Origin of the sequence: Streptomyces rimosus, from assembly GCF_008704655.1 — a bacterium.
GTDB classification, from domain to species: domain Bacteria; phylum Actinomycetota; class Actinomycetes; order Streptomycetales; family Streptomycetaceae; genus Streptomyces; species Streptomyces rimosus.
In genome coordinates, this window is sequence record NZ_CP023688.1 from 8393758 (window position 1) to 8410689 (window position 16932).

Here is a 16932-nt window from a genome sequence, read left to right on the forward strand (position 1 = left end):
CCGAGGAAGGGGCCGGGGAGCAGGGGCCTATCCGCCTTCGTCCGAGGGCCACCAGGCCCGCTGCGTCACACGCATGACCTGGGCGGCAGCGGATGAGCGCAGGACGTCGGCGGGCGGGAGCCGCTGTCCGGACAGGGTTACGCTGACCGGGTACGGCGGGCGGAGCGAAGAAGGAGGACCGGTGGGCACGCAGGAGTCGTTGTCGCGGCTGCCGCAGATGCGACTGGACGAGTTGCTGGAGGAACTGCAGGCACGCATCGACGCGGCGCGCGGGACCCGGGACCGGGTGCACAGCCTCCTGGAGGCGGTGGTCTCGGTGGGGCGGGAGCTGGACCTGCCTCAGGTGCTCCGGCGCATCGTCGAGGCCGCCGCGCTGCTGGTCGACGCGGAGTACGCGGCGCTGGGGGTGATCGGCCCGGATGGCAGGCGGCTCTCGCAGTTCCTGACCGTCGGCCTGACACCCGAACAGGTCGCCGCGATCGGGCCGCTGCCCGCCGGACACGGCATCCTGGGCGAACTGATCCGCAACCCCGAGCCGTTGCGGCTCTCCGACCTCAGCGCCCACCCGTCGTCGTACGGCTTTCCCGCCCATCACCCGCCGATGCGCACGTTCCTGGGCGTGCCGATCCGGGTGCGCGACGAGGTCTTCGGCAACCTCTACCTGACCGACAAGCGCGGCGGGCACGACTTCGACGCGGAGGACGAGTCGGTCATCTCCACGCTGTCGGTCGCGGCCGGCGTGGCGATCGACAACGCCCGGCTCTACGAGGGGTCGCAGCGCCAGCAGCGCTGGCTGAAGGCGGGCGCGGAGATCACCAACAGCCTGCTGTCCGGCATTCCCCGCCTGGAGGTCCTGGAGCTGATCGCCCGCCGGGCGCAGGAGATCACCCGGGCGCAGCTCGCGGACGTGTGCGTGCCCATGCACGACACCGGCGACCTGATCGTCGAGCTGGCGCTCGGCGGGAACCCCGACAAGCGCAGCGGCCTGGTCGTCCCGGCCGACGGCACGCTGTCCGGCGCCGCCCTCAAGTCGGGCGGGCCGGTCACCACGTCCGGGCTGGCGGCCGACGACCGGTACGCCGCCGGGCCCCGCCGGTTCGACGGCCTGGGTCCCGCGGTGGCCGTGCCGTTGGGCAGCGAGCGCGGCACCGCACGCGGCGTCCTCCTGCTGGCGCGTGCCGAGGGGGAGCCGGTCTTCACCGAAGAGGAGCTGGAGCCGCTGCACGCGTTCGCCGGGCAGGCGGCCCTCGCCCTGGAGCTGGCCGAGCGCCGGCGCGACGCCGAACAGCTGGCCCTGCTGGAGGACCGCGACCGGATCGCCCGAGACCTGCACGACCTGGCCATCCAGCGGCTGTTCGCCACCGGCATGACGCTGCAGAGCGCGGCCCGGCTGGTCGAGCACGCCGGTGCGGCGGAGCGGGTCACCCGGGCGGTGGGCGACCTGGACGAGACCATCAAGATCATCCGGTCGACGATCTTCGGTCTGCGGATCCGGGAGGAGGACGCGGGCCCGAGCCTGCGCGCCCGGGTGGCGCGCGCCGTGGGGGAGGCCGGCACGGCGCTGGGCTTCCCGCCCCGGCTGAGCATGGAGGGCCTGCTCGACACGGACGTACCGGCCCAGGTCGCCGACCACGTCGTGGCGGCCCTCACCGAACTGCTGAGCAACGCGGCCCGCCACGCCCACGCGACCCGCGTCGAGGTGGCACTCCAGGCCACCGGCGACGAGGTCGCCCTGACCGTCACGGACAACGGCCGGGGCATCCCGGAGGGCGGCCGGCGCAGCGGGCTGGGCAACCTGGCGGAACGGGCCCAAAGCGTGGGCGGAACGATGGAGATCCAAACCCCGGACGACGGCGGAAGCCGGATCGTGTGGCGGGCACCGCTGGCCGGGGAGGCGTGACGGGCCTGCTAAGGAAGGCTCCGGAGCCCTCCTGGGTCAGCCCCCGCTGACGGTCCCGTTCGGGACTAACCGAGGTCGACGGGCGCCGGCGGCGCACCGGATTCCCGTACGACGGCGAGTAGTTCGCCCAACTGCGGCGGCCATGCCGGCTCGCGGCCGGCGGACAGCTCGCCCGGTGACCACCAGTGCCACCGGATGATCCTGTCCGCCGCATGCGCGGCAGCAACGTCACCGCCCGGGTCCCGGCGGGGGCCCGGGCGAGAAAGATCTCCTCATGCTGACGGGCCGGCATTCCGGCCCGTGTGAAGTCGTGTTCCCACCGGCACAGCACGGCGTCGGTGGCCTCGATGTCGGCCCACCCGGTCTTCTCGCGCAACTCGCGCTCGGCTGCCTGCCGAAGTGTGCGCACCCCGACAGCCTGCCCGTACGGCAGTACCGGGCGCCATGGTCCGGTCGATGCAGGGCCGACGGAGCCGGGGGTGGGCGCCGTTGGCGGCCGTGTTGGCCGCTTCGAAACGGCGCCCGGACTTCAGCTCCGCCGTCCCCCCGCCGCGCACACCGCGACCGCGGGCTGTGCCACCAGTCGGAAGCCGGTGACCAGGTCGGGCCGGATGCGCAGGACGCCGTTCATGGTCTGCTGCACCCATGGCCGCAACAGGTTCTGGTAGCGGGCCACTTGCGCCGGGTCGGCGACCAGCCGCGCGTAGCCGGTGACGATGACGCTCCAGCCCAGGTGGGTACGCGGGTCGATGGTGTCGGCCTCGTAGGCCACCACCAGGCCCGCCTCGCCCGCGGGCGGCGCGATCGAGGTCAGGGTCGCCCCGTCGTTGAGCCGGACGACGATGTCCTCGCCGTCCATGAGGTGGTTGACGGGCCGGATGGCCGGCAGGGCGTTCTGGGTGAACACGAGCCGGCCGAGCGGGACGCTGCCCAGCAGCCGCAGCGATTCACCCCGGGGCAACTGTTGCATCCCCCGGGGAGCCACCGGTTCACGGAGTTCCTCGACCTGCTGAGCGTCTTCGTCGTTCATCCTGCACACCCTCTGCTCCGGCGGCATTCGTCCGGGCACTCGTTGCCTGCCTGCCAGCCTCCCCGAAGCGGGATCGCGAGAACAGGGCCGAACGGACCCCGGTCGGGGGCATGTGCGCAAGGCCGTCCGCTGTTCCCGTCCTACGGGTGGGGCACCACGGCCACCGGGCACGCCGCGTGGTGCAGCGCCGCGTGCGCGACCGCGCCGATCCTCCTCAGGTCGTGCCGGCCCGGGCTGCGGCGCCCCACGACCAGCAGCCGGGCCCGCGCTCCGGCGGACAGCAGGACCTGCCCCGCCCCGCCCATCTCGACGTGCTCGACCACCTCCACCTGCGGAAAGCGCTCCCGCCACGGCCGTACGGCATCGGCCAGCCGCTTGCGCTCCAGCGGCTCCAGCCCGCCGGCGTCGTCGGCCGCCCGCATGGTCTCGCCGCCCCACACCACGACCGGCGGCACATTCCAGGCCCGTACCGCTCGCAGGCTCGTCCCCTGGGCCGCGGCCGCCGCGAAGGCGAATCCCAGCACCGGATCGCTTTCCCGTACGTCCTGCACGCCCACCACCACCTCGTCACGCGGTCGCGCCGCGTCGTCGGGGCGCGGGCTGCGTACGAGGACGACGGGACCGGCCGCCTGCCGCAGCACCTGCAATCCGACGGAGCCGAGCAGATAGCCGACCAGCGTGCTGTGCCCGCGCGAACCGAGCACCAGCAGGTCCGCCGCCGCGGAGGCGGCGACCAGGGCCGCGACCGGCTCGTCCGCCAGGATCTCCGTACTGACCGGCAGCTCGGGGAAGCCCTCCGCCACCCGGGCGGCGGCCTGGCGCAGCACTTCCGTGGCCCAGCGGCGCTGCACTTCCTCGTCCGCCGCGACCAGCGCCTCCATGGGGCGCCAGACCCACGCGTGAACCAGCCGCAGGCGCGCGCCTCGGCGGGTGGCCTCGGCCGCGGCCCAGTCGGCGGCGGCGAGGCTGTGGTCGGTTCCGTCCAGTCCGACGGTGACGGTGCCGGGCATGGTGGCCTCCTGAGGCGGGCACGGAAGTACGTCCGGTCCCCACTGTCCGGGCTCCACGGCCACCGCGGGGACGGTCCCAAGGTCCCGCGCCCGGGGACCAACGGCCTTCCGACACGCGGCCCACCGCCCGCCGAGGGCCCTTCGGCCTTCGGGTCGGGACCATCGCCGACCTGGGGAGACGGTGCGCGGGAGTGCAATGGAGGCGAGCGCAGGCACAGCGATTCGGAAGGTGCGCACCATGACCGCCACACCCCTGGAGAAGACGACCGACGGCACGGCCTGGGAGGGCTTCGACGGCGGTCCGTGGCGCGACACCATCGACGTCCGCGACTTCGTCCAGCGCAACCACGTCCCGTACGAGGGCGACGCCTCCTTCCTCACGGGCCCCACCGAGCGCACCACCGCGGTGTGGCGGAAGCTGCTCGGCATGTTCCCCGACGAGCGGGTGCGGGGCATCCACGACGTGGACGTCAGCACCCCGTCGCGGATCGACGCGTTCGCGCCCGGCTACATCGACGAGGAGCGGGACCTGATCGTCGGCCTGCAGACCGACGCCCCGCTCAAGCGCGCCATCATGCCCAACGGCGGCTGGCGGATGGTCGAGGGCGCCCTCGCCGCGTACGGGTACGAGCCGGACCCGGCGGTCAGGGAGATCTACACCCGGCTGCGCAAGACCCACAACGACGGCGTCTTCGACGCGTACACGCCCGAGATCCGCGCCTGCCGCTCCGCCGGCATCATCACCGGCCTGCCCGACGCCTACGGCCGGGGCCGCATCATCGGCGACTACCGCCGCGTCGCGCTGTACGGCGTCGACCGGCTCATCGAGGACAAGCAGGCCGCCAAGGCCGACGCCGACGCGCAGTGGCCCACCGAGGACGTGATCCGCGAGCGCGAGGAGATCGCCGAGCAGATCAAGGCGCTGCGCGAACTGAAGGCGATGGCCGCCTCGTACGGGTACGACATCTCCCGGCCGGCCGCCACCGGCCGCGAGGCCGTGCAGTGGCTCTACTTCGGCTATCTGGCCGCCGTGAAGGAGCAGAACGGCGCGGCCATGTCGATCGGCCGCATCGACGCCTTCCTCGACATTTACCTGCGGCGCGACATCGAGCGCGGTGTCCTCGACGAGCGGCGGGCGCAGGAGCTGATCGACGACTTCGTCATCAAGCTGCGCATCGTGCGGTTCCTGCGCACCCCCGAGTACAACGAGCTGTACTCCGGCGACCCGACCTGGGTCACCTGGTCGCTGGCCGGGATCGGTGAGGACGGCCGCCCGCTCGTCTCCCGTACGACCTTCCGCGCCCTCCAGACGCTCTACAACCTTGGCCCGGCCCCCGAGCCCAACCTGACCGTCTTCTGGTCGCCGCGCCTGCCGGGCGGCTTCAAGGAGTTCGCGTCGAAGGTCGCCATCGACACCTCGGCCCTCCAGTTCGAGTCCGATGAGCTGATGCGCCCGAAGTACGGCGACGACACGGCCATCGCCTGCTGCGTGTCGGCCATGGCGGTCGGCAAGCAGATGCAGTTCTTCGGCGCCCGCGTCAACGTCGCCAAGGCCCTGCTGTACGCCATCAACGGCGGCCGGGACGAGGTGACCGGCAAGACCGTCGTGGCGGGCTTCGAGCCGGTCGAGGGCGATTACCTGGATTACGCCACCGTCGCCGAGCGCTACGACGCGATGCTGGAGTGGCTGGCCGAGACATACGTCCACGCCCTGAACGTCATCCACTACATGCACGACAAGTACGCCTACGAACGCATCGAGATGGCCCTGCACGACCGCACCGTGCTGCGCACCATGGCCTGTGGCATCGCCGGGCTGTCGGTCGCCGCGGACTCGCTGTCGGCGCTCAAGTACGCCAGGGTGCGGGCCGTCCGCGACGAGACCGGGCTGGTCACGAGCTACGAGACCGAGGGCAGCTACCCGGCGTACGGCAACAACGACGACCGGGCGGACCAGATCGCGAAGGACATCGTCCACACCTTCATGCAGAAGGTGCGCAAGCACCCCACCTACCGCGGCGCCGTGCACACCCAGTCCGTGCTGACCATCACCTCCAACGTCGTCTACGGCAGGAAGACCGGCGCCACCCCGGACGGCCGCCCGGCGGGCGCTCCCTTCGCGCCCGGCGCCAACCCGATGAACGGCCGCGACGAGCACGGCTACATCGCCTCCGCGCTGTCGGTCGCCAAGCTGCCGTACGACGATGCCGAGGACGGCATCTCGCTGACCAACACCATCACGCCGGACGCGCTCGGCCGCACCGCGCAGGAGCGGATCGCGAACCTGACGGGCGTACTGGACGGTTACACGGCGGGCGGCGGCTTCCACATGAACGTCAACGTCCTCGACAGGGCGACGTTGGAGGACGCCATGGAGCACCCCGAGAAGCACCCGCAGCTGACGATCCGGGTGTCCGGTTACGCGGTGAACTTCGTGCGGCTGACGCGTGAGCAGCAGCTCGACGTCATCAACCGCACCTTCCACGGGGCCTTGTGACCCCGCTCCCCGGCCCACGGCGCCGGTGCCGGGCCCTCACCCCGGTACCGGCGCCGTGTCCTTCTCCTCGCCCGCACCTGGGAGACACCCCCTCAGGAGGACCTGACATGGCAGTTTCGCTCGGGACCGGGATTCCCGTACGCACCCCGCCCCTCGCCGGGGTGACCGCCCGGGAGGCCGCCACCCCGGCCGCCGCGGTCCAGCACCGCCCGATGGCCGGTTCGGTGCACTCCTGGGACCTGTCCACCGGCGTCGACGGGCCCGGCACCCGCTTCGTGACCTTCCTGGCCGGCTGCCCCCTGGCCTGCCTGTACTGCCACAATCCCGACACCTGGAAGATGCGCGACGGCAAGCGCGTTCCGGCCGACGCGATGGTGGCCGAGGCGGCGAAATACGAGGCGTTCATCCGGGCCGCGGGCGGCGGCACCACCCTCAGCGGCGGCGAACCGCTCCTCCAGCCGGTCTTCGCGGGCGAACTCCTCCACCGCTTCAAGCACGAACTCGGCCTGCACACCGCCCTGGACACCTCCGGCTACCTCGGCGCCCGCGCCACCGACGCGCTGCTGCGGGACACCGACCTCGTCCTGCTGGACCTCAAGTCCTGGCACCCCGGCCTCTACCAGCGCCTCACCGGCCAACGGCTCCGCCCCACCCTGGACTTCGCGCGGCGGCTCGCCCGGCTCGACAAAGAGGTGTGGGTACGCTTCGTCCTCGTCCCGGGGCTGACCGACGACCCGGCCAACATCGAGGGCGTGGCATCCTTCGCCGCCTCGCTCGGCAACGTGACCCGCGTGGACGTACTGCCCTTCCACAAACTCGGCGCCTCCAAGTGGGAACGCCTCGGCATGGACTTCACCCTGCGGGACACCCCGACGCCCACCGCGCCGGAACTGGCGACGGCACGGGAGATCTTCGAAGGGGCCGGCCTGACGGCGGTGTGAGCGCGGAGCTTCGTCAGCCGAACCGCACGCTGGAGAAGGTCGTGCTGCGCGGTGCCTGCTTACCCGGGGCGAGCGGAATGGGCCGCCCCTTGCACTTCTTGCCAGGGAAAAGGACGGCCGGCGTCTTCGTCGCGTTGCGGGGAGCCTGCGCGTGCTGTCCCATCGTCAGGCACCGGCCGTTCGGCGGATTCTCGACGAGATACGGCGTGCCTTTCGGTCCCAGCCAGATGAACGACCCTTTCGCGGCGAACGCTTCGCCCATGGGGAGAGTCGCGGCGAAGGTGAGCCCCGCGAGAGCTACGACGACTGGACGCAAGACACGCATCGTTCATCCTTTTCTGGAACGGCCGGCCGGCCTGATCGGGCTTTTCCGGGTCAACGACACCCGGCTTTGTCCGACACGCCTGGTACGCCCCATCGGACCACTCCGGCATCTGCCGGATTCCCCGCCGTGGTGAGCCGGGCGCACGCGTCGAAGCGTGCGAGAACGAGGCGGGCCATGGCAGCCTGGGCACCGAGCGGGCGCGCCGTGCACATGCAGCCCGTACGCTCGGCCTCCGCGTCCAGATAGTCGGAGAAGCGCCCCGGAGCCATCAGGTAGGGGACGACCGCGATACGGGTACGGCCCTCGGCGCGCAGATCCTGTGCCGTACGGGCCAGCGACCGGTCCTCCTCGCGACCGGCGCACAGCAGGGCAGGCCGTACCGGAACGGGTTCGCCCCGCCGGACGTACAACGCCCTGCTCAGGTGCCGGGCGACGGCGTAGCAGCCGTCATTTCCGCCGGGCCGGCGCGAGCCCGCGGCAGCCAGCACCACGGCGTCCGCCGGAGATCCGGCACGCGCCTCGGCCTCCTCAAGACGGTACGTCAGCGCTTCGGTCAGCAGCGGGTGCGGAGCCAGCGGTTTCGCGGCGCGGGCGGGCCCGAGCAGAGCGGGCAGGTCCACGGTGAAATGAAAGCCCGCGCCCAGCAGCAAAGGCACCACAATCGCCGGTGTTCCCCTCAGCGCGGCAACGGCTTCGTCGACCGTGGGCCCGTGAAAATCGAAGAACGCGCTTTCCACCCGGAGCGCGGGACGCAGCGCGCGGATTTCCGCCGGCAACCGGCCCGTTTCCCTTTGCGCTCGGGCCTCACGGCTGCCGTGCGCAGCGGCGATCAGGACCGGGGGAAAGGACGCCATGCCGCCACCGTAATGGCGCGTTACCGCCGCCATAAGACGCCGCCGGTCCCGGACCCACAGGGACGACCGGCCCGGATCAAAAGGCCGTTCGGCGCGGGGTACGGGCGCACAGCGGGCATAGCCTGAAGTCGCTGCGGCCCGGGAAGGCGCGGGCTTCGGGCGGCAGGCGGGGGAATACGGAAAACGCGTCCCGGCGCCCAGCAGTTGGCAGGAGTGCTCTCATGGTGTCATCCACCGACCGGCCCACTCTCGTTCTCGTCGGCCACGGCATGGTCGGCCAGCGGCTGCTGGAGGAGCTGGCCGTACGGGACGCGCTCGCCGGGCCGGACAGTACGGAAGGCCCCGGCGGAGCCGACGGCCCGGACGCTCCCGGGGACGGTCGGCGGTGGCGCGTGGTGATCCTCGCCGAGGAGGAGCGACGCGCCTACGACCGCGTACACCTGTCCTCGCTGTTCACCGGGACCACCCCGGAGGACCTGGACCTCGCCGACCCCGACTTCCTCGAACGCCACGACATCACCCTGCGTCTCGGCGACCCCGCCACCGCCATCGACGCCGCCACCCGCACGGTGACCACGCGCCGCGGTGCGGCCTGGCACTACGACGCGCTGGTGCTGGCCACCGGCTCCTACGCCTTCGTCCCGCCGGTCCCCGGACGGGACGCGCCCGGCTGCTTCGTCTACCGCACGGTCGAGGACGTCCGGGCCATCCAGGAAGCGGCACGCGGCGCCCGCACCGCGGCCGTCATCGGCGGCGGACTGCTGGGCCTGGAGGCGGTCGGTGCCCTGCGCTCGCTCGGCCTGGAGACCAGCGTGGTCGAGGCCGCGCCCCGGCTGATGCCCGGCCAGGTGGACCGAGGCGGCTCCGATGTCCTGGCCCACACCATCGAGGCGATGGGCGTCCATGTGCACACGGACGCGGCGATCACCGAGGTGTGGACCGGCGCCGACGGCCGCGTGCGCGGTCTGTCGCTGTCGGACGGCGGCAGCGTGCAGGCCGACCTGATCGTCTTCTCCGTGGGCGTACGGCCCCGCGACGAACTCGCCAGGATTGCGGGCCTGGATGTCGCCGACCGCGGCGGCGTCGTGATCGACGCCCAGTGCCGCACCTCCGTACCGGAGATCTACGCGCTCGGCGAGTGCGCCCGCGCCGCCGACGGCAACGTCTACGGCCTGGTCGCCCCCGGCTACCGGATGGCGGAAGTCCTGGCGGACACCCTCACCGGCGCGGAGAACGGCTTCACCGGCGCCGACACCTCCACCAAGCTGAAACTGCTGGGCGCGGACGTTGCCTCCTTCGGCGATCCCTTCGCCCCGGACGCCGGCGGCTCGGTGCTGTGGGCCGACTCCGGCTCCGGCGTCTACAAGAAGCTGGTGCTCGGCCCGGACGGCAAGCTGATGGGCGGCATCCTGGTCGGTGACGCGGACGCGTACGGCACCCTGCGCCCTTTCGTGGGCGCCCAGCTGCCCGGCCCGGCCGCCTCCTTCCTGCTGCCCGCCGACGGATCGGGCCCGGTGGACACCACGGCGGTGCTGCCCGACGACGCGGTGATCTGCTCCTGTAACGGCGTCACGAAGAAAGCCCTGCGCGAGGCGGTACGCGGCGGCGCGCACGACCTGGCCGCGGTGAAGAAGTGCACCGGCGCCGGCACCCAGTGCGGCGGCTGCGTCGGCGCCGTCACCTCCATCATGGAAGCGCAGCTGGCGGCCGAGGGGATCGAGGCGGGACCGGGCGGACTGTGCCCGGACTTCACGCAGACCCGCCGCGAGCTGTACGAGATCATCCGCGTGACCGGCATCGACAGCTTCACGCGCCTGGCGAAGGAGTACGGCGTACCCGGTCCGGACGGCAAGCCGCCGCACGGCTGCGCGGTCTGCCGCCCCACCGTCGCCTCGCTCCTGGCCACCCTCGGCCCCGAACTCGGCCTGCACCACATCCTCGACGGCGAACAGGCCGCCCTCCAGGACACCAACGACCTCTTCCTCGCCAACCTCCAAAAGGACGGCACCTACTCCGTGGTGCCCCGCCTGCCCGCCGGAGAGATCAGCCCCGAGCACCTCATCGTGCTCGGCGAAATCGCCCGCGAATTCGGCCTGTACACCAAACTCACCGGCGGCCAGCGCATCGACCTGTTCGGCGCCACCGTGGACCAGCTGCCGGACATCTGGCGCAGGCTGGTCGACGCCGGCCTCGAATCGGGCCACGCGTACGGCAAATCCCTGCGCACCGCGAAATCCTGCGCCGGCTCCCGCTGGTGCCGCTTCGGACAGCGCGACTCCGTCGGCATGGCCGTGGAACTGGAACTGCGCTACCGCGGACTGCGCTCCCCGCACAAACTCAAGCTGGCGGCCTCTGGCTGCATCCGCGAATGCGCCGAGGCCCAGAGCAAGGACGTCGGCGTCATCGCCACCGCGAAGGGCTGGAACCTGTACGTGGGCGGCAACGGCGGCACCAAGCCCCGCCACGCCGACCTCCTCGCCCAGGACCTGAGCGACACGCAACTGATCCGCACCATCGACCGCTTCCTGATGTTCTACATCCGCACCGCGGAACGCCTGGAACGCACCGCGGCCTGGCTGGAGCGCATCGACGGCGGAATCGACCACATACGAAACGTCGTCCTGCACGACAGCCTCGGCCTGGCCGAAGAACTGGAAACCCAGATGCAGCGCCACGTCGACGCCTACCGCGACGAATGGCGGGCCGTCCTGGAAGACCCGGCCAAACTCCGCCGCTTCACCAGCGCCTACCCCGCCCCCGCAGGCCCGGCCGCCCCCGGCCACGTCCAGGTCCGTACGCACGACGGCGACTGGCGGTCCGTCTGCCTCCTGGACGAACTCGAACCCGGCCGCGGCATACCGGTCCGCGTCGGCGACGAACCGGACCCGATCGCCCTCTTCCGCTCCCCGGACGGCGAACTCTTCGCCGTCTCGGACACCGACCCCGTCTCCCGGGCTGACGTCATCTCCCGCGGCATCTACGGCGCGGTCGACGGCACCCCGGTCGTCACCTCACCCATGTACAAGCAACGCTTTGACCTGCGCACGGGCGCCTGCCTGGACGACGAGAGCCAGCGGCTTGATGTGCGGGGGGTGCGGGTGCTGTGAGCCGGTGGATGGGGTGAAGGTTCGGGGGCCGGGGGGCGGCGGTCCGCCCGAGCCGCCGGCCACCGCGGTGACGCCCCGTCCGAAACCCTCCGGACGGGGCGTCGTGGCGCCTGCGCGTCATGTCGCGCGGGTCACCTGAAGAAGTTCCAGTTCCCCTCGATCGGCAGCGGGTAGCCGCTGTCGGTCCTGTCGCTGACCAGGTCGTACCGGACGTACTGGTCGTCCTTGAACAGGTACACCTTGTCCGTGTCGAGCACCGAGTTGACGGCCGCGTCGATCCCCCGCTGGAAGTTCTCCGGCAGCCCGCGCCAGCCGCGCAGGATGGGCGTCGGCCCGCCGAGGAGCTTGTCGTTGGGGACGTCGTAGCGGATGTACAGGTCGTCCTTGAAGAACCAGCTGACGTTCGGGTCGCTCTGGTGGTTGACCGCCGCGTCGATGCCGAGCTGGAAGTCCGGCGGCAGCCCCTTCCACGCCTCCGCGATGCTGAGCGGGTAGCCCGGCTCCACCTTGTCGGAGTCCAGGTCGTAGCGGACGTACTGGCTGTCCTTGAAGAGGTACACGACCTGCGGCTGGTCCCGGCGGTTGAGCGCGGCGTCGATGCCGCGCCCGAAGGAGTCGACCAGGCCGGGCCAGTTGCCCTCGATCAGCTTCGGATACCCGTCGAAGCCGTGGTTCTCCTTCATGTCGTAGCGCACGTAGGAGTTGTCCTTGAGCACCCAGGTGATGGGGTCGTTGCCCTTGGCCCGCACCACGGCGTCGATACGCCGGTAGAAGGAACCGGGGGAAGCGGTCTGCTCTGCCACGTTCCACACCCTCTCGCGGTCGATGGGTCTGGTGCACGCCTGCCGGCCGGCGGCTCTTCGAGCTCGTCACGTCACATTGCCAGCCCACTACGGTCGTGTCACGCCACCATCACGGATCGGCTCATTCCTCATCACTCCGCCATTCGGATCGAGCCATGCCACATCCACTCAAACCCCCTCCACTGCCTCGCGTTTCCCCCGCGTGCCCCAGGCCCCCCTGAACCGTCTGGAAACTGTAAAAGCGCCCATCCGGCGCAACCCGCGGGGTGATCCGCTCATCTGGACGGTTGGCAAGGGGGGACGGACGCCTTCGGGCGTCACTTCCTTCTCGGCCGTCACACCATGAGTGATTGACGACATGTTCAGTGGACGCGGCTTGGGGGAGCTCCACGGAAGGGAAGTCCATGACCAGGACGACGAAAACCGGGACCAAGAGGCTGAGCGGCCGCCGCGTGGCCGTGACCGCCGCGCTGGGGCTGGCCTCGGTGGCGCTGGCCGCCGTACCCGCACACGCCAAGGGCAGCGTGGACGTCACGGCGCCGAGCTCGACGGCGGTCGGCAAGACCTTCACGGTCACCGCGCAGGGGAACGACGACGCGGCCTCCTACATGCGGATCTGCCTGGAGGACCGCACCGCCGGCAAGGCATGGCACCAGCTGGCCTGTGGCGCCACGGTAGAGCGGGGAGGGTCGGAGGCGCAGGCCACGGCCAAGACGAAGGGCACGCAGCGCGGCACGCTGGAAATCCGCGCCGTCCTGTACGCGTTGAACAGCCCGAGCGACAACCACCCCGTGCGGATGAGGGCTTCGGACGTGGTGAAGGTACAGGTCCGCTGACCCGGCCCTGAGGAACTGAGGCCCCTGGCCCCGGATCGTAGAAGCGGCCCCGTATTCCTGCCGGCATGAGGTGGGGGTGCGGGGCCGGCGGCGTCGTCCGGATGCGCGGTGGCGGACCCCGGCAGCAGGGAGCCGGGCGCGGCTTCCCCTCCATGGGCGAGACGGCGCACCGTATCTGTGCCGGATCGCTCGTCGAGAACGCCGGCCTGTCGGGCTGACCACTCCTCGATGGTTTCGCGCGTGCTGATCCATGGCGGGCCGGCCTGGCGTGGGGAGAACATCTCCCCATGACCACACAGACGATCACCGCGGCGGCATCGGGGCACCTGGGAGCTGGGCGACCGTACGGTCCACCGGGTCGGGTTCGGTGCGATGCGCCTGCCGCAGCACGGCGAGGCGTTCGCGCCCGATGCTGCCCCGCGCGACCGCGACCAGGCGATCGGCGTGCTGCGCCGCGCGGTCGAGCTCGGCGTGAACCACATCGACACGGCCGCGTTCTACTTCGCCCCGCTGCGCTCCGCCAACGAGCTGATCAACCGCGCCCTGGCCCCCTACCCGGACACCTCGTGATCACCACCAAGGTCGGACCGGGGCGCGACCCGTCGGGCCGGTGGCTGCCGCACGCCACCCCCGAGCAGCTGCGCGGCCAGATCGAGGACGGGTGTGAGTAGTTGGCGTACAGGAAATACCGGTGAGATTGATCTTGGTCGGCCAGCACACGCACATCAACTTCCTGGGCTGCTACCTGTTCAACATCAAGGCCGGCGGGCCCGGCCAGGGCCTGCGCCTGCTGCGGGACCCGGACGCCGTCGAGGATGGCGAAGACGAGGAGTGATGGGCGACGCACCCGACCTGTCGGGCCGTTCGTTGTCGAAGCGGAGGTCCCGCGCAGATACCCGGGACCGGTAAGAGAAGAGAACACCATGGCCCGCACGAAGGTCCGGCCGCTGGGCCGCTGCACCCGCTGGTGAAGACGGCCGGGAAATACGTGGTGTCCGGGCCCTGCGGCGACCGGCTGTCGGTGGACCGCTTCACCCTCACCCGCTCCCGCCGCGCCTGCCCCGCCGGCGGGGGCCGGTCCTCCGGCTTGACTTCGAGCGCGCTCCAAGTCCTAGCGTCCGAGGCGTTCGTCAGTGCTCAAGGTACCGCCCGGTCCGCCGGGCAGAAGGAGGATCCGCGCATGATCACCAAAACCACGCTCGGCTCGCCCGGTCTCACCGTCAGCGCGATGGGCCTGGGGTGCATGGGGATGAGCGAGAGCTACGGCGCCGCCGACTGGGACGGCGGCATGGCCACCATCGACCGGGCCCTGGAGCTGGGCATCACGTTCCTGGACACCTCCGACTCCTACGGCACCGGGCACAACGAGGTACTGGTGGGCCGGGCCATCCACGGCCGCCGGGACCAGGTGCAGCTGGCCACCAAGTTCGGCATCGACCGCAGTGCCGGCGACCGGGCACGCCGCATCCGCGGTGCCCGGGACTACGTGCTGCGCTCCTGCGACGCCTCGCTGCTGCGGCTGGGCGTCGAGGTGATCGACCTGTACTACGCCCACCGCCCGCCCCAGGACGTGGAGATCGAGGAGACCGTCGGGGCGATGGCCGAGCTGGTCGAAGCGGGCAAGGTCCGTCATCTGGGCCTGTCCGAGGTCGACGGCGAGCTGCTGCGCCGGGCGCACGCGGTGCACCCGATCACCGCGGTGCAGAGCGAGTACTCGCTGTGGACCCGCGACGTCGAGGCGGTCACCCCGGTGATGGCCGAGCTGGGGGTCGGGCTGGTGCCGTACTCGCCGCTGGGGCGGGGGTTCCTGACCGGCGCCCTGGACCGCTCCGCACTGGGCGAGAAGGACTTCCGGCGCACCAACCCCCGCTTCGCCGGCGAGGCGGGCGAGGCCAACGAGAAGATCGCGCAGACCGTGCGCGAGGTGGCCGACCGGCTGGGTGCCACCCCCGCCCAGGTGGCGCTGGCCTGGGTGTACGCCCAGACCGAGCGGCTCGGGGTGGCGGTGGCGACCATTCCGGGTACCCGCAGCCCGGCCCGGCTGGAGCAGAACGCGGCCGCGCTGGAGCTCACCCTGGACGCCGAGGCGCTGGCCGCGCTGGACCCGCTGAGCGACCAGGTGACGGGCGAGCGCTACACCCCCGCACACACCGCTGAGGTCGCTCGGGGCTAGCCGGCGGGCTCGACGCGCACGACGTCCAGCGCGACGACGTCGTTGACGTCGCGCCCACCGGTGACCTCGCCGTCACGACCAGCCGGGACCGGGCCGGCGGTGCCCCGTCCTGCTCGACGGCCAGGATCGCGCACCGGCGCGGGGCGATCTCGCTGTAGGAGACCAGCGCTCGCTACCCGTCCGCGCCCACCGCGAGCACGCCGACGCTCAGCTACGATCCGCCGCACGGAAGGGGCCCTCGATGGCGAACCTGGTCTACAAGAGGGTCTCGACCGACCAGCAGCCGACCGCCCGGCAGAACCTCGTCCTGGACGAGTCCGGGATCGAGGATCCGGTCGTCCTCGAGGAGGACCCGGGCACCTCCAGCCGCCTCCACCCCCTCCAGCGGCCGAAGTTCCGCGAACTGCTCACCTACGCACGGCCGGGCGACACCGTGCACATTCCGAGATGTTCCGTCTCGTGCGCGGCACCGGCCGCATCCTCGACGTGCTCGACGTCCTCCACCGCGACCAGGTCGCCCTGCGCATCCACGACGACGCGTTCTCCGCGATGGACCTGACCGCTCGCCACCCGCGTACCGGAGGGCTGCTATCCACCGTGAAGTTCATGGTGCAGGCCCTTGCCGACGCCGGCGAACTCCAGCGTGACCTCCAACGCGGGTTGACGTACGACGGGCTCCGGGCTGCCGAGGCGAAGGGCAGCAAGGGCGGCCAACGCCCTGCCGTGGCGACCGAGAAGACCGAAGCCGTGCGCACCGCGTACCTGGAGGGCCGCTCCATCGCAGCCCTCGCACGCGACCACGGCGTCAGCGACGAGGGCGTGACCGTAGGGAGCGGCCAGGGCTACACCCTGCGCGTCAGCGCCATCCTGGCGGTACACCGCCAGCTCCTCGCCCACTGCCAGTCCCTCGACGGCACTCCCGGCACCTCGGCGACCCCGGCACAGCGCAAGGCCCACCGCGAGTACGCGAACCGCGTCAGCAACCTCGACCAGTAACCAGCGAGCCCCGGCACACTGTGCACCGTGGGCCAGAGATAGGACGCCGGGACGGACCAGCCGCCTACCGCAAGATCATCCCGTGGCGGCTTTTGGGCTCACCTTGGCTGGACCCCGACCGGGGCCGCGCCCCTCAACCTCAAGGCGGCGCCGGACGCGTTGGACAAGACGGAGCTCCGGCCGGCCCAACGGGCGATCGTGGAGGTGGCCACCGGCGAGGAGGGCTGACGCTCCGGACGGCAATGACGCTGGATACCGGGGTGGCAACGGGCGTGAGCTGTGCATTATCCACCCCGTAGCCGGGCGGCCTGCCGGGCTGCCCGGCGCGCCAAGGCCGGATCGACGGCGGTGAACGGCCGCACCCGGAGGTGGCCGCCCGGCGGAAGAAGCTCCAGCTCCTGGGCGACACCGTCGACCCACCGGCCGCCGGGCCCGCCATGCAGCTGATGCACGACGGGCT

The 16932-nt window shown here is 71.6% G+C and carries 15 protein-coding genes and 1 pseudogene; 10 read left to right on the top strand and 6 right to left on the bottom strand.

Annotation, left to right across the window (positions count from 1 at the left end):
• The first annotated feature begins 181 nt into the window (after positions 1 to 181).
• Complete coding sequence (locus CP984_RS36820; RefSeq protein ID WP_003982922.1) at positions 182 to 1900, top strand: sensor histidine kinase; 1719 nt, start codon at positions 182 to 184, stop codon at positions 1898 to 1900.
• 529 nt (positions 1901 to 2429) lie between these two features.
• On the opposite strand, the gene CP984_RS36830 is transcribed toward CP984_RS36820, so the two are convergent.
• Together CP984_RS36830 and CP984_RS36835 are read right to left on the bottom strand one after the other, a co-directional pair.
• Positions 2430 to 2930, bottom strand: coding sequence for a pyridoxamine 5'-phosphate oxidase family protein (locus tag CP984_RS36830; protein WP_003982920.1), 501 nt, complete (start codon positions 2928 to 2930; stop codon positions 2430 to 2432).
• Positions 2931 to 3070: 140 nt separating this feature from the next.
• Positions 3071 to 3940 carry a universal stress protein gene (locus CP984_RS36835; protein ID WP_003982919.1) on the bottom strand — a complete coding sequence of 290 codons (870 nt, stop codon included), beginning with the start codon at positions 3938 to 3940 and terminating at the stop codon, positions 3071 to 3073.
• A gap of 238 nt (positions 3941 to 4178) precedes the next feature.
• Between CP984_RS36835 and pflB the strand changes: the two genes are divergently transcribed.
• Together pflB and pflA are read left to right on the top strand one after the other, a co-directional pair.
• Positions 4179 to 6437 (top strand): formate C-acetyltransferase, encoded by a 2259-nt coding sequence (pflB, locus tag CP984_RS36840; RefSeq protein ID WP_003982918.1) that lies wholly within the window; start codon positions 4179 to 4181, stop codon positions 6435 to 6437.
• 107 nt (positions 6438 to 6544) lie between these two features.
• Entirely contained in the window at positions 6545 to 7378 is an 834-nt protein-coding gene (gene pflA, locus CP984_RS36845) for a pyruvate formate-lyase-activating protein (RefSeq protein ID WP_003982917.1), read from the top strand.
• A gap of 13 nt (positions 7379 to 7391) precedes the next feature.
• Here pflA and CP984_RS36850 read toward each other — a convergent pair whose 3' ends face one another.
• Complete coding sequence (locus CP984_RS36850) at positions 7392 to 7640, bottom strand: hypothetical protein (protein ID WP_003982916.1); 249 nt, start codon at positions 7638 to 7640, stop codon at positions 7392 to 7394.
• A 113-nt stretch (positions 7641 to 7753) separates the two neighbouring features.
• Positions 7754 to 8557, bottom strand: coding sequence for a sirohydrochlorin chelatase (locus CP984_RS36855; protein ID WP_158182436.1), 804 nt, complete (start codon positions 8555 to 8557; stop codon positions 7754 to 7756).
• A gap of 221 nt (positions 8558 to 8778) precedes the next feature.
• Between CP984_RS36855 and nirB the strand changes: the two genes are divergently transcribed.
• Positions 8779 to 11664 carry a nitrite reductase large subunit NirB gene (gene nirB, locus CP984_RS36860; RefSeq protein ID WP_003982914.1) on the top strand — a complete coding sequence of 962 codons (2886 nt, stop codon included), beginning with the start codon at positions 8779 to 8781 and terminating at the stop codon, positions 11662 to 11664.
• Positions 11665 to 11795: 131 nt separating this feature from the next.
• Here nirB and CP984_RS36865 read toward each other — a convergent pair whose 3' ends face one another.
• Positions 11796 to 12467: a hemopexin repeat-containing protein gene (locus tag CP984_RS36865; RefSeq protein ID WP_030190257.1), complete on the bottom strand. Its 672-nt coding sequence runs from the start codon at positions 12465 to 12467 to the stop codon at positions 11796 to 11798.
• A 404-nt stretch (positions 12468 to 12871) separates the two neighbouring features.
• Between CP984_RS36865 and CP984_RS36870 the strand changes: the two genes are divergently transcribed.
• The 6 genes and pseudogenes from CP984_RS36870 to CP984_RS36885 all read left to right on the top strand — a co-directional run bounded on the left by CP984_RS36870 (position 12872) and on the right by CP984_RS36885 (position 16472).
• Positions 12872 to 13303: a hypothetical protein gene (locus tag CP984_RS36870; protein ID WP_003982912.1), complete on the top strand. Its 432-nt coding sequence runs from the start codon at positions 12872 to 12874 to the stop codon at positions 13301 to 13303.
• Positions 13304 to 13590: 287 nt separating this feature from the next.
• Positions 13591 to 13962: pseudogene (locus CP984_RS36875) on the top strand (aldo/keto reductase); the annotation flags it as partial.
• Between the two features lie 32 nt (positions 13963 to 13994).
• Positions 13995 to 14138 carry a hypothetical protein gene (locus CP984_RS41630; protein ID WP_156100331.1) on the top strand — a complete coding sequence of 48 codons (144 nt, stop codon included), beginning with the start codon at positions 13995 to 13997 and terminating at the stop codon, positions 14136 to 14138.
• Positions 14139 to 14483: 345 nt separating this feature from the next.
• Positions 14484 to 15476 carry an aldo/keto reductase gene (locus CP984_RS36880; protein WP_003982908.1) on the top strand — a complete coding sequence of 331 codons (993 nt, stop codon included), beginning with the start codon at positions 14484 to 14486 and terminating at the stop codon, positions 15474 to 15476.
• Between the two features lie 241 nt (positions 15477 to 15717).
• Positions 15718 to 16035 (top strand): recombinase family protein, encoded by a 318-nt coding sequence (locus CP984_RS42360; RefSeq protein ID WP_165417076.1) that lies wholly within the window; start codon positions 15718 to 15720, stop codon positions 16033 to 16035.
• A complete protein-coding gene (locus CP984_RS36885) occupies positions 15924 to 16472 on the top strand; it encodes a serine integrase family protein (protein WP_003982907.1) in 549 nt (182 codons plus the stop codon). The genes CP984_RS42360 and CP984_RS36885 overlap by 112 nt, the downstream gene beginning before the upstream one ends.
• Before the next feature lie 284 nt (positions 16473 to 16756).
• On the opposite strand, the gene CP984_RS41635 is transcribed toward CP984_RS36885, so the two are convergent.
• The gene (locus CP984_RS41635) at positions 16757 to 16924 is read right to left on the bottom strand and encodes a hypothetical protein (protein WP_156100330.1); all 168 of its coding nucleotides are present in this window, start codon (positions 16922 to 16924) and stop codon (positions 16757 to 16759) included.
• Positions 16925 to 16932: the final 8 nt, after the last annotated feature.

Coding starts and splice junctions, on each gene's coding strand:
- CP984_RS36830 (WP_003982920.1), bottom strand. CDS start 2,930: ATGAACGACGAAGACGCTCAGCAGGTCGAGGAACTCCGTGAACCGGTG.
- CP984_RS36870 (WP_003982912.1), top strand. CDS start 12,872: ATGACCAGGACGACGAAAACCGGGACCAAGAGGCTGAGCGGCCGCCGC.
- CP984_RS42360 (WP_165417076.1), top strand. CDS start 15,718: ATGGCGAACCTGGTCTACAAGAGGGTCTCGACCGACCAGCAGCCGACC.
- pflA (WP_003982917.1), top strand. CDS start 6,545: ATGGCAGTTTCGCTCGGGACCGGGATTCCCGTACGCACCCCGCCCCTC.
- CP984_RS36850 (WP_003982916.1), bottom strand. CDS start 7,640: ATGGGCGAAGCGTTCGCCGCGAAAGGGTCGTTCATCTGGCTGGGACCG.
- pflB (WP_003982918.1), top strand. CDS start 4,179: ATGACCGCCACACCCCTGGAGAAGACGACCGACGGCACGGCCTGGGAG.
- CP984_RS36835 (WP_003982919.1), bottom strand. CDS start 3,940: ATGCCCGGCACCGTCACCGTCGGACTGGACGGAACCGACCACAGCCTC.
- CP984_RS36885 (WP_003982907.1), top strand. CDS start 15,924: ATGTTCCGTCTCGTGCGCGGCACCGGCCGCATCCTCGACGTGCTCGAC.
- CP984_RS36880 (WP_003982908.1), top strand. CDS start 14,484: ATGATCACCAAAACCACGCTCGGCTCGCCCGGTCTCACCGTCAGCGCG.
- nirB (WP_003982914.1), top strand. CDS start 8,779: ATGGTGTCATCCACCGACCGGCCCACTCTCGTTCTCGTCGGCCACGGC.
- CP984_RS36855 (WP_158182436.1), bottom strand. CDS start 8,557: ATGGCGTCCTTTCCCCCGGTCCTGATCGCCGCTGCGCACGGCAGCCGT.